Annotated in this window: 7 protein-coding genes; all 7 read left to right on the top strand. The window is 58.7% G+C overall.

Translation table 11 applies throughout. The features are described 5' to 3' along the window. The first annotated feature begins 60 nt into the window (after window positions 1-60). The 7 genes from LVJ78_RS01025 to LVJ78_RS00995 all read left to right on the top strand — a co-directional run bounded on the left by LVJ78_RS01025 (window position 61) and on the right by LVJ78_RS00995 (window position 12,375). Window positions 61-1,980 carry a sigma-54-dependent Fis family transcriptional regulator gene (locus LVJ78_RS01025; protein ID WP_132953839.1) on the top strand — a complete coding sequence of 640 codons (1,920 nt, stop codon included), beginning with the start codon at window positions 61-63 and terminating at the stop codon, window positions 1,978-1,980. 436 nt (window positions 1,981-2,416) lie between these two features. Further along, the gene (locus LVJ78_RS01020) at window positions 2,417-3,499 is read left to right on the top strand and encodes an NAD(+)/NADH kinase (protein ID WP_132953840.1); all 1,083 of its coding nucleotides are present in this window, start codon (window positions 2,417-2,419) and stop codon (window positions 3,497-3,499) included. Further along, a complete protein-coding gene (locus tag LVJ78_RS01015) occupies window positions 3,496-4,473 on the top strand; it encodes a thiamine pyrophosphate-dependent dehydrogenase E1 component subunit alpha (protein ID WP_132953841.1) in 978 nt (325 codons plus the stop codon). The genes LVJ78_RS01020 and LVJ78_RS01015 overlap by 4 nt, the downstream gene beginning before the upstream one ends. 47 nt (window positions 4,474-4,520) lie before the next feature. Continuing rightward, on the top strand, window positions 4,521-5,522 hold the full coding sequence (locus LVJ78_RS01010; RefSeq protein ID WP_132953842.1) for an alpha-ketoacid dehydrogenase subunit beta: 1,002 nt from the start codon (window positions 4,521-4,523) through the stop codon (window positions 5,520-5,522). 21 nt (window positions 5,523-5,543) lie between these two features. Then, window positions 5,544-5,861 carry a biotin/lipoyl-containing protein gene (locus LVJ78_RS01005; protein ID WP_132953843.1) on the top strand — a complete coding sequence of 106 codons (318 nt, stop codon included), beginning with the start codon at window positions 5,544-5,546 and terminating at the stop codon, window positions 5,859-5,861. Window positions 5,862-6,360: 499 nt separating this feature from the next. Further along, entirely contained in the window at window positions 6,361-7,086 is a 726-nt protein-coding gene (locus LVJ78_RS01000; protein ID WP_132953844.1) for a lipoyl protein ligase domain-containing protein, read from the top strand. Between the two features lie 531 nt (window positions 7,087-7,617). Next, a complete protein-coding gene (locus LVJ78_RS00995; protein WP_132953845.1) occupies window positions 7,618-12,375 on the top strand; it encodes an NAD-glutamate dehydrogenase in 4,758 nt (1,585 codons plus the stop codon). The last annotated feature ends 178 nt before the right edge of the window (window positions 12,376-12,553 follow it).

Raw genomic sequence — 12,553 nt, 5'->3', positions numbered from 1 at the left:
ATAATTCCTGCACACATTCAAGGACAACGCCAACCTAAACCCACAAGGAGCGTATGCAATATGCAGGCCCATCAAACCCAACATATCCGGGACGTGCTGGCGCATGTTTACGGCAGCACCCGCCGACCGGCTGCTGCTTTCGAGCCTAAAATCATCGAATCGTGGCAGCGCTGCGTGCATCAACACGGCCTCAATCCCGAAGTGATGCAGGAGGCGCTGATTCTGCCGCAACACAATCTGGCCGAGCACGTGGACGCCATGGACGGCCTCAACGCCGTGGCCCGCCACGGCTTGCAGGTGCTGGCCAGGCAAATCCGCGACATGGGCTATGTGGTGCTGCTGGCCGATGCACACGGTGTGGTGGTGGAAGCATTTGGCGCTGAAAATCAGGTGCGCGATTTCAGGCAGGCGGGGCTGCACACCGGCGCGCTGTGGTGCGAGCGTGCCAACGGCACCAGCGCCGTGGCCGTGGTAGCGGCCACCGGCCAGGCCGCCATCGTGCACCGCACCGACCATTTCGACGCCACCCACATCGGCCTGACCTGCACCGCCGCACCGGTGTTTGATTCGCAAAACCGCCTGCGTGCCGTGCTTGATGTGTCTGCCCTCGCCCCCTTGCCCGAGCGGCAAAGCCAATACGGCGTGTTGCATTTGGTACAGCATTTTGCCACGCTGATTGAAACCGCCGCGCTGATTCAGGCGCACCGCCGCCATTGGCTGGTGCGTTTGGGGCAAGCGGCGGCTTTTTTGGATGTAACCCCCGAATTCATTATTGCCGTTGACGATGCCGGCAAAATTGCCGGTGCCAATCATGCTTTTCACCAATGGGCGGCGCAACAGCTCGAATTGCCCGAGCGCGATTTAACCGGCTGCCTGTTTGAGCCACTTTTCGGCCAGAGCCTGCTCAGTGTGTACAGCGCCACGCGCGCCAAACCGGCCGTGCTGATAGGCGGCCGGCATTTGTTTGCCTCTGTGTCGCCGCCGGCCGACCAACACGCCGCACCACCGACCGGCAGCCTGCCGCTGCCGCCCGAGCTCGACAAACTCTACAGCCCCAAAAGCCGCCAACGCCGCAGCCTGCAACGCATCGCCGTGCTGGCCGACACGCAAGTGCCGGTGCTGATCAACGGCGAAACCGGCTCGGGCAAAGAATTTCTCGCCCGCGCCATTCATCTTTCAGGCAGCCGCGCCGATGCACCTTTTATTGCGGTAAACTGCGCCGCCATTCCCGAAAATCTGATTGAAAGCGAGCTTTACGGCTATGCCCCGGGCAGCTTTTCCGGCGCCGAGCGCAAAGGCAAAATCGGCCTGATTCAGGCGGCCGACGGCGGCACGCTTTTTCTCGATGAAATCGGCGATATGCCGCTTTATCTGCAATCGCGGCTCTTGCGCGTGCTCTCCGAGCGCGAAGTGTTGCCGGTGGGCAGCACCCGCGCGGTGAAAGTGGATATCCGCATTATTTCGGCCACCCATTTCGATTTGCAGGCGCGCATCGCCGAGGGCAAATTCCGCGAAGATCTGTATTACCGCCTCAACGGCATTCAGGCGCTGCTGCCGCCTGTGCGCGAGCGTGATGATTTCGACTATATCGTGCGCGTTTTGCTGCAACGGGCGGCCGAGAAAACCGCCATGCCGGTGAAAGCGCTCTCAGCGCACGCGCTCGACATTCTGCGCGCCTATGGCTGGCCGGGCAATTTGCGCCAGCTGGCCAACGTGCTCGAAGTGGCGCTGCTCACCGCCAACGATGCGCGCATCGAGGCCGATGATCTGCCCGACTACATCAAAACCGCCGCGCGCCCTTTTTTCAGCCCGCACACCGCCGAGCCTGCCGCCTGTGGCAAATCGGTGTTGGCCGATGCGCAGCAATTGCAAGCCGCACTGCAATCGCACCGGGGCAATGTGTCGGCTTTTGCCAAAGCCATCGGCGTGAGCCGCATGACGGTTTACCGTTATTTGAAAAAATACAATCTGCCCGATTAAAAACCTGCCCGCATTTCATCTGGCCGTCTGAAAAATCAAGCTTTCAGACGGCCTTAATTTTTCCCTAATCTTTCGGCCGCAACCGCGCAGCTCGTCGGTCGGATTCTTGAATCCGACATTTGGCCATCGGCCAAAGCGATGTGTGTGCCTTGTTCTACGAACAAGTGTCGGATTCAAGAATCCGACCTACTGCTGTCCGCATTTCATCTGGCCATCTGAAAAATCAAGGTTTCAGACGGCCTGAGGCTTTGCAAACTTGTGACAGCTGTCACATGCGGCTGTCACACCGTATCGTTACACAGTGTTACATCCGTCATACCACCCAGGCCGTCTGAAAAAATTTTCTCTTATTATTCAATCATTAATATTAAAATCCAACCATTAGCACAATGTTTGCTAGGCATCCAACAACCCTTTCCGCTTCTGGAGCGCCGCCATGTCTGCCCCGATTCGCGTCGGCATTATTGCCAATCCCGTTTCCGCCCGCGATATCCGCCGCGTGATGTCGCATGCGGCCGGTTTGCCGCTGGCCGAGCGCGCCAATATGGTGTTGCGCATTGTGCAGGCGCTGGCCGCTTGCGGTGTGGATGAAGTGTGGCTGATGCCGGAAACAGAGGGCTTGCGCACGCATTTGGCGCGCCTGCTGCCTGCTGCGGCGGCCGAATCGGCTTATCCGCTGCCCGAATTGGTGTGGGCCGATATGCCGGTGCGCAGCTGCACGCAAGATTCCACCCGCACCGCCGAAATCATGCATGCCGCCGGTGTGCGCGCCATTATCGTGCTCGGCGGCGACGGCACTCATCGCGCGGTGGTGAAAGGCTGCGGCCGCACACCCATCGCCGGCATTTCCACCGGCACCAACAATGCGTTTCCGCCGATGCGCGAAGCAACGGTAACAGCATTTGCCACCGGCCTTTATGCCGTCGGCAAAATTCCCGCCGCCACGGCGCTGGCCGCCAACAAATGCCTACACATCCGCCGCCTGAATGCCGCAGGCGATTTGGTGCAGCAAGACATCGCGCTGATTGATGCGGCCATACTCAACGAGCGCATACTCGGCGCCAAAGCCATCGGCGATGCCGACACCTTGCGCACAATTATCGTGACCCAAGCTTCGGTGGAAGCGGTCGGCTTATCGGCCATTGCCGCCATGTTGCAGCCTGTGCCGCGCCATGCCGAAGGCGGCTTGCTGGTGGAATTGGTGCCACTTGAGGGTGCGCATGCTCCGCGCGCCGATGCCGCCTGCCGCCTGCAAGCGGTGATGGCGCCGGGCACGGTGGCCAGCGTGAACATAGCCGCTTACCGGCGTTTGTTTTCAGACGGCCTCTACACTTTAAGCGGCCAAAACGGCCTGATTGCGCTCGACGGCGAACGCGAAATCGCGTTTCGCACGGGCGACAGCATTGAAATCAGCTTGCAAGAGCAGGCTTTTTACACGGTTGACGTGGGCGCCGCGCTGCAATATGCCGCCGAGCACCACCTCACCGCCCACCCCGTTTCACAAGGAGAAACATCATGAGCCAAACCGCATTAAACAAAAACGAGCTGCTCGACGTTTACCGCAAGATGAAAACCATCCGCGAATTCGAAGAACGGCTGCACATCGACTTTTCACGCGGCGACATTCCCGGCTTTGTGCACCTTTATGCCGGTGAAGAAGCCACCGCCGTGGGCGTGATGCAAAGCCTCAGCGACAACGACCGCATCGCCAGCACCCACCGCGGCCACGGCCACTGCATCGCCAAAGGCGTGGATGTGATCGGCATGATGAAAGAGATTTACGGCCGCCAAGACGGCGTGTGCCACGGCAAAGGCGGCTCGATGCACATTGCCGATTTATCCAAAGGCATGATGGGCGCCAACGGCATTCTCGGCGCGGGCGCACCGCTGATTTGCGGCGCGGCGCTGGCGGCCAAATATCGTGGCGACGGCGGCGTGGCCGTAACTTTCTGCGGCGACGGCGGCGCCAACCAAGGCACGGTGCTCGAAAGCCTCAACTTGGCGGCGGTGTGGAATCTGCCGGTGATTTTTGTGATTGAAAACAACGGCTATGCCGAATCCACCGGCCGCGATTATGCCACCGCTTCCAGCAGCTATGTCGACCGCGGCATCGGCTTCGGCGTGCCTGGGGTAACGGTGGACGGCAACGACTTTTTCGCCGTGTATGAAGCGGCCGGCGAAGTGATCCGCCGCGCCCGCAACGGCGGCGGCCCGGCGCTGCTCGAATGCAAAACCAATCGCTTCTACGGCCACTTTGAGGGCGACGCGCAAACCTACCGCCCCGCCGGCGAAGTGGAAAACCTGCGCGCCCACCACGATTGCCTGAAAATCTTCCGCCAGCGCGTAACGGAAGCCGGCATGCTCACCGATGCCGAATTGGATGCCGTGGACAGCGATGTGGCCGAATTAATCGAGCGTTCGGTGCAAGAGGCCAAAGCCGCGCCGCAGCCGCCGGTGGAAGCGCTGCTTGCCGATGTGTATGTGTCTTATTGATTAAAGGCCGTCTGAAAAAATAAACAAATAAACGAAGGAGCAACATCATGGAACGAAGAATCACCTTAAAGCAGGCCATCAACGAGGCCATCGATTTGGAAATGGCGCGTGATGAGCGCGTGATTATGATTGGTGAAGACATCGTCGGCGGCTTCGGTGCCGATGGCGAAAAAGATGCCTGGGGCGGCGTGCTCGGCGCCACCAAAGGTTTGTATGGCAAATACGGCGACCGCCTGCTCGATGCGCCGCTCTCGGAAGCCGCCTATGTGGGCGCGGCCATCGGCGCGGCCACTTGCGGCATGCGCCCGATTGCCGAATTGATGTTTATCGACTTTGTGGGCGTGTGTTTCGACCAAATTTTGAACCAAGCCGCCAAATTCCGCTATATGTTCGGCGGCAAAGCCGAAACGCCGGTGGTGATCCGCGCGCTGGTGGGCGCAGGCTTCAGCGCCGCCGCCCAGCACAGCCAAATGCTCACGCCGATGTTTACCCACATTCCGGGCCTGAAAGTGGTGTGTCCTTCCACCCCTGCCGATGCCAAAGGCCTGCTCGCCCAAGCCGTGCGCGACAACGACCCGGTGATTTTCTGCGAACACAAAGCGCTCTACAGCGTGAAAGGCGAAGTGCCCGAAGGTGAATATGTGATTCCGTTCGGCCAGGCCAATATCGTGCGCGAAGGCAAAGACGCCACCATCGTGACCTACGGCATGATGGTGCACCGCAGCCTCGAAGCGGCCAAACTGCTGGAAAAAGAAGGCGTGGATGTGGAAGTAATCGATTTGCGCACGCTCTCGCCGCTCGACATCAACACTGTGTTCCGATCGGTGGAAAAAACCGGCCGCCTGGTGGTGGTGGACGAAGCCAGCCCGCGCTGCAACATCGCCACCGACATTTCGGCGCAAGTGTGCCAAGAAATGTTTGGCAAGCTGAAATCCGGCATCCGCATGGTTTCCCCGCCGCACACGCCCGTGCCGTTTTCAGCGCCGCTGGAAAAAGCCTACCTGCCCAACGGCAAAGGCATTGCCGAAACTGTGCGCCAAACACTTTAATGAAATAAAAAGGAGAACAACATGAGCAAAATCACCCCGATTATCATGCCCAAATGGGGCCTCACCATGGAAGAAGGCACCGTCGGCGCTTGGCTGGTGGAAGTCGGCACCCAAATCGAAGTGGGCATGCCGATTCTGGATGTGGAAACCGAAAAGCTCACCAACGCGGTGGAAGCCACCGATGCCGGCCTGCTGCGCCGCCAATTTGCCCAAGCCGGCGAAACCCTGCCGGTGAAATCGCTGCTGGGCATTATGGCCGATGAGGGCGTGAGCGATGCCGAAATCGAGCAATTTATCGCCAACTGGGTGCCGCCCTCCGCCGATGAGCTGGACGATTAAATACCCGCCGCCCGCAAACAAAAATTTGCGGGCGGTTTTGATGGTTGTTTGATACCAATTCAAAAAAGTAAGCGAACAAGGCGGCGAGCCGCAGACAGTACAACTAGTGCGTAGGTACGATTAGCGCAGCGTAATCGTACGCATGCGAAAGGCCGTCTGAACACCATTAAGCACATCGCCAACCAATTGGTTTTCAAATATATTTACCACATATTCCGCATATATTCCTAGGGTCTGTTCACAATTCATCCGCGAGTAAGATTTTGAGCGCGAAAGCGTGGCTACAAGGCGAAAAGCACAGCAAGGTTGAACACCTTGCGAGCATTTTCAACGCAGCAGCGCGTAGGTACGATTAGCGCAGCGTAATCGTACGCATGCGAAAGGTCGTCTGAACACCATTAAGCACATCGCCAACTAATTGGTTTCAAACGAAATTTACCGCACATTCCGCATATATTCCCAGCAGAACACACCCCGCCTTTGCCCACAGAAAGCCGCCATGCCCGCCCTTTTGCCGCCCTTCACCCTCATGCCCGCCGACACCTTCGATTTATCCGCCCGCTCTTGGGCCGACAACGAACGCGCCTTGCTGGCCGCTATCCCCGCCGCCGAACAAGGCATTGCGCTAATACACGAAGGCGGCGACGGCATCGTGGTGCCGCGCAGCTACCAACAAGGCAAACCCGCTTTTCAAACGGCCTGCCAAACGCTGGCTGCCGAAGGTTTGCAGGTGCATGTGCGCCTCTCCGGCGGCGGCGTGGTGCCGCAAGGCGCAGGCGTGGTGAACCTGCATTTGGGCTACATCGTCGACACGTCCAACCCGCTCTTGGTGGCCGAAGCGCATTATCAGGCGCTGTGCGGCTTATTGACTGATTTGTTTGAACATTTCGGCATTCGCACCAGCGCCCAAACCGTGCAAGGCTCGTTTTGCGACGGCCGCTACAATCTGGCCGCCGCCGGCCGCAAAATCGCCGGCACCGCCCAACATTGGCAACGCGACCCAAGCGCGCCCAACCGCTACCGCGTGCTCTCGCATGCCGTGATTCTCGCCGCCGACCCCGCCACGCTCACCGAGCGCGCCAACCGCTTCGAGCAGGCGCTGGGCAGCGACACCCGCTACCGTGCCGACAAAACCACTTCGCTGCTGGAATTGGCCGGCGCAAACGGCGCAGCAAGCTTGGCCGCCTTGCAGGCCATCATCAAAACGCATTGCACAATCAATTAACTTGGCAACAGATGTTTTTCTAAAAAGGCCGTCTGAAAGGTTTCAGACGGCCTTTGTGCACCATGCGTACGATTACGCTTTGTTTGCACAAAGCTAATCGTACCTACGCCGGTTTTCAGACGGCCTATCTCATCATTCGATAAACATTTCAACGGCTTGAATCATTGCTAACAAAGGCCGTCTGAAAAAAAGGCCGTCTGAAAGGTTTCAGACGGCATCTGTGCGCCATGCGTACGATTACGCTTTGCTTACACAAAACTAATCGTACCTACGTTGGTTTTCAGACGGCCTATCCCATCATTCGATAAAAATTTCAATGGCTTAAATAATAAAAGCACCAATCCGCCCGGCTCCGCCGCAACGCCGCATGCGCCCGCTGCCGCTTTGATGGTTGCCCTAGAGCAATAAATCCAGTATGTTAGGCTACAAGACACTACATCCGCCACAAGGCCGCATCAATAAACCAAGCCCGGCAAAGTAGTGCGCACATAATAGCGAAAACCGAACAATCCATAACAGGAAAATTCCATCATGAGCCCCATCGACGCCTTAATCAATCAATTGCAACAATTGGCCGAAAACCAAGGCCTGCCTGCCGGCTTTGCCCAATTTCTGCAATATTATTATGAAGATGCCGATATCGACGATTTAAACCATTATGCCTTGCCGCAGCTTTTGGCCGGCGCGCTGAGCCATTATCACTTTGCCGGCGAGCCGCGCCGGCGCGGGCAGGCGCGTTTGCGCTGCCTGCAGCAAGACACCGAAGCGGCTTTTGCGCCCGGCAATATGGTGATTGAAATCGTTACCGACGACATGCCTTTTTTGATTGATTCCACCATTTTGAATATCAACAACCACGATGGCCATCTCAATTGGATTGTGCACCCGGTGATCACCGCCCAGCGCAACGAAGCGGGCGAAATCAAGCAATGGCTGCGCAGCAAAAACAGCGACCCAAACAAAGAATCGCTGATTCAAATCAGCCTGCAAGCCCTGCCCGAGCAGCAGGCGCAGGCGCTCAGCGATGCTTTGCAAACCATGCTGGGCAATCTGCACGCGGTGGTAGACGATGAAGCGGCCATGCGTGAAAAAATCCGCCACATCCAAGGACAAATCATTGCCGAAGGCCGCACCGAGCAAGCCGAAGTGGTGGCCTTTTTAGAATGGATGGCCAACAACCATTATCTCTTCATGGGCTTTTGCGAATACGACCTCATCACCGATGCGGCAGGCGAAGCCCAGCTGCAAGTGGTGGAAGGCAGCGGCTTGGGCATCTTGGCCCACCGGCGCGCGCCCGCTTATTCTTCGGGCTTTGCCGCTCTGAATGCGGCCGACAAAAAAACCTGGTTGGAGGGTGAGCGGCTGATTCTGAACAAATCGCAGCGCCGCGCCAATCTGCACCGCAATGCTTATTATGATTTGGTGGGCATTCAAAAGCTGGATGCTTTGGGCAATGTGGTGGGGCAATGGCGCTTCACCGGCCTCTACACCGCCCAGGCTTATTTATCCAGCGTGTGGGATATTCCCATTCTGCGCCAGAAAAGCCAATATGTGGTCGAGCAGTGCGACTTTATCCGCGGCGGCTATAAAGACAAAATGCTGCATTTTGTGTTGCAGGCTTATCCGCGCGACGAATTGTTTGAAATCGCCGCACCGGCGCTGGCCGACACCGCCGAGGGCATGGTGTCGCTCAACGAGCGCCCGCGCGTGCGCCTGTTTACCCGCACCGATGATTTCAAGCGCTATGTGAGCGCCATTGTTTACCTGCCGCGCGAGCCATTCAACACCGAGCTGCGCCAGCGCGTGCGCCGCCATCTGGCCGAAGCTTTTGCCGCCACCGAAAGCGATTTTGCGGTGCAGCTTTTGGGCGAAAGCCCGCTGGCGCGGCTGCATTTTGTGTTTCGCACCCACGCTTCCACCCTGCCCGATTTCAACACCGCCGCGCTGGAGCAAGACATTCACACCATGGTGCGCGGCTGGCACAGCGATTGGCAGCAGCTGGCCGCCCAGCAAGGCCTGAGCGCCGAGCAAACCGGCCCTTATGAGCAGGCTTTTTCTGCGGGCTATCGAGAAAATTTCAGCCCCGCCCAAGCGCTGGAAGATATCCGCGCCATCCAAGTTTTGGATCAACAAGACAACACCGCCATGCGCATGGGCTTGCAGCCGGGCAACCCCGCTGCGCCTTATTGGCTGAAAATGTATTTCAACGGCACAAGCCCCAGCCTGTCGAAAACCCTGCCCATCATCGAAAACCTCGGCTTGTCGGTGTATGCCGAAGAGCCCTACCGCATCCGCCGCAGCGGCGCTGAAGTGGGCTTGAGCCATTTCAGCCTCTCTTTGCCCGAAGGCCTGAGCGCCGACTTTATCAATCAAGAAAGCACGCGCAGCAATATGCTCGCGCTTCTTGATGCCGTGTGGCAAGGCCGGGTGGAAAACGACCGCTTCAACGCCTTGGTGGCGGCCGCCGGCATCACTTGGCGCAGCAGCGTGCTGATGCGCGCCTTGGCCAAATTCCTCAAGCAGGCCACGCTGCCTTTCGGCCAGCCTTATGTGGAGCAATGCTTAATGCGCCACGGCGCGATTGTGGCCAACTTAGTGGCGCTGTTTCACGCCCGCCTGCATCCCGTCGACGCCGACGAGGCTCGCGCCCAAGCGCTTCAAGCGGCCATCAAAACGCAGCTGGCCGATGTGCCCAGCCTCGATGAAGACCGCATTCTCAACGCTTTCATGACAGTGATTCTGGCGATTGAGCGCACCAATTTCTGGCAGCCCGATGCCTCAGGCAAGCCCAAGCAAGACATCAGCTTTAAAATCCGCTCGGCGCAAATCGACTTTCTGCCCAAGCCGCACCCCTTGTTTGAAATCTGGGTATACAGCCCGCGCGTGGAAGGCACGCATTTGCGCGGCGCCAAAGTGGCGCGCGGCGGCCTGCGCTGGTCGGACCGCATGGAAGACTTCCGCACCGAAGTGCTGGGCTTGGTAAAAGCGCAAATGGTGAAAAATGCCGTGATTGTGCCGCACGGCTCCAAAGGCGGCTTTGTGTGCAAACAATTGCCGCCGCCCAGCGAGCGCGAAGCCTATGCCGCCGAAGGCGTGGCCTGCTATCAGATTTTCATCAACGCGCTGCTCGATCTCACCGACAACCTCAAACAAGGCGATATTATCGCGCCGGCCGATGTGAAGCGCCGCGATGAAGACGACCCCTATTTGGTGGTGGCCGCCGACAAAGGCACCGCCCGCTTCTCCGATGTGGCCAACGGCATTGCGCAGGCGCACGGCTTTTGGCTTGATGATGCCTTCGCTTCCGGCGGCTCCGCCGGCTACGACCACAAAGGCATGGGCATCACCGCCCGTGGCGCGTGGGAATCGGTGAAACGCCATTTCCGCCACTTGGGCAAAAACATCCAAACCGAAGATTTCACCGTGGTGGGCATCGGCGACATGGGCGGCGATGTGTTTGGCAACGGCATGCTGCTCTCGCGCCACATCCGCCTTAAAGCCGCCTTCAACCACCGCCACATCTTTATCGACCCCAATCCCGATGCCGCCACGAGCTTTGCCGAGCGCCAGCGCCTGTTTAACGCCGTGGCCGGCTGGGATCAATACGACAGCGCCCTGATTTCCGAGGGCGGCGGCGTGTATGAGCGCAATGTGAAAAGCATCAAGCTCAGCCCCGAAGTGAAAGCCTGGCTGGGCACCGATGCCGAGAGCCTGCCGCCCAGCGTGCTGATTCACGAACTGCTCAAAGCCGATGTGGAGCTGCTCTACAACGGCGGCATCGGCACTTATATCAAAGCCAGCACCGAAGCCCACGCCCAAGCGCAAGACCGTGCCAACGACGATTTGCGCGTAGACGGGCGCGACATCAAAGCCAAAGTGTTGGGCGAAGGCGGCAACCTCGGCGCCACCCAGCTTGGCCGCATCGAATATTGGCAGGCAGGCGGGCGCTGCTGCACCGATGCCATCGACAATTCCGCCGGCGTCGATTGCTCCGACCACGAAGTGAACATCAAAATCCTGCTCGGCGCCCAAGTGCAGCAAGGCCGCCTCACCCTGCCCGAGCGCAACGAATTGCTCAAGGAAATGACCGACAACGTGGCCGCCTTGGTGCTGCGCGACAACTACCTGCAAACGCAGATTCTCGCCATGAACCAGCTCAATCCGCACGCCTTTTTACACGCCCATGCCGATTTGATTATGTTTTTGCGCGAACACGCAGGCTTGAGCCGCAAGCTCGAATTTCTGCCCAACGATGCCGAAATCAAGCAGCGCGACCAAGCGCAGCAAGGGCTGGCCAATCCCGAAGTGGCGGTGTTGCTCTCCTACAGCAAAATCCATTGCCAAAGCGAATTGCTCGCAAGCGATTTGCCCGACGATGCCAACTTTCTGCCCGTGCTCACCCAATATTTCCCCGCCGCCCTGCAACAGCGCTATGCCGACCAAATGAGCAGCCATTACCTCAAGCGCGAAATCATCGCCAACCAGCTGGCCAACCGCGTGGTCAACCGCATGGGCATCAGCTTTGTGCAGCGCTTCAGCACCGAAATGGATGCCAGCGTGGCCGATGTGGTGCGCGCCTATTGGATAGCCAGCGAATTGTTTGACGGCGAAGCGCGTTTTGCCCAAATCGAAGCGCTCGACAACCGCATGCCCGCGCGCGAGCAAATGCAGCTCATGGCCGCCTTCGCCCGCCTGCTCAACCGCGTGGCACGCCAATTGCTGCGCCACAAGCAGCCCTTTGGCGACATCGGCGCCTTTATCGAACGCTACCGCGCCCCCGTGCAGCAATTGCTGCAACAGCTGCCACAATGGGTGCGCGCCGAGCAACACCCCGGCGTGCAGAAAGAAGAAGCCAAATTGCAGCGCTTCGGCGTGTTTGACGATGCCGACACCGCCTTCTTGGCGCGGCTGCCCTATGCCGAAAACAGCATCGCCATTCTCGACTTGGCGCAGCAGCAGCAACGCGGCCTCGCCGAAGTGGGCGCAGCCTACTTTGCCCTATCGGAAAAGCTGAGCATGGGCTGGCTCTACCGCGCCATTGCCGCCCTGCCGCGCCACAACCAATGGCAAAACCAAGCCTGCTTAGCCGTGCGCGAAGACATCCAAACCCTGCATCTGCTCGCCACCGAAAAATGGCTCACCAGCGATGGCAACGCCGAAGCACGCGCCGGGCTCGAAAGCATTTTGGAAAAAGCCGGCCAGCAAATCAGCGCCATGCAGGCCTATGAGCAAACCGATCTGGCCATGCTCTCCGCCCTCGCCCGCAGCCTGCTCAGATTACTGGCTTAATGCAACATCCGCTTGAAAGCAAAGGCCGTCTGAAACTTTCAGACGGCCTTTATTGACAAAATCACAAACCCGCCAAACGCGTGCGTGCCTATGGCACACACCCTACACACGAATCAAGAAACCGCCGCTCGACGGTAGGGTGTGTGGCGCAAGCCACGCACGCGTTTGGCGGGGAAAT

The organism is Uruburuella suis (assembly GCF_022870845.1).
Taxonomy (GTDB): domain Bacteria; phylum Pseudomonadota; class Gammaproteobacteria; order Burkholderiales; family Neisseriaceae; genus Neisseria; species Neisseria suis.
Note: the sequence above shows the minus strand (reverse complement) of the source record. Positions and strands in the feature narration are given on the sequence as shown.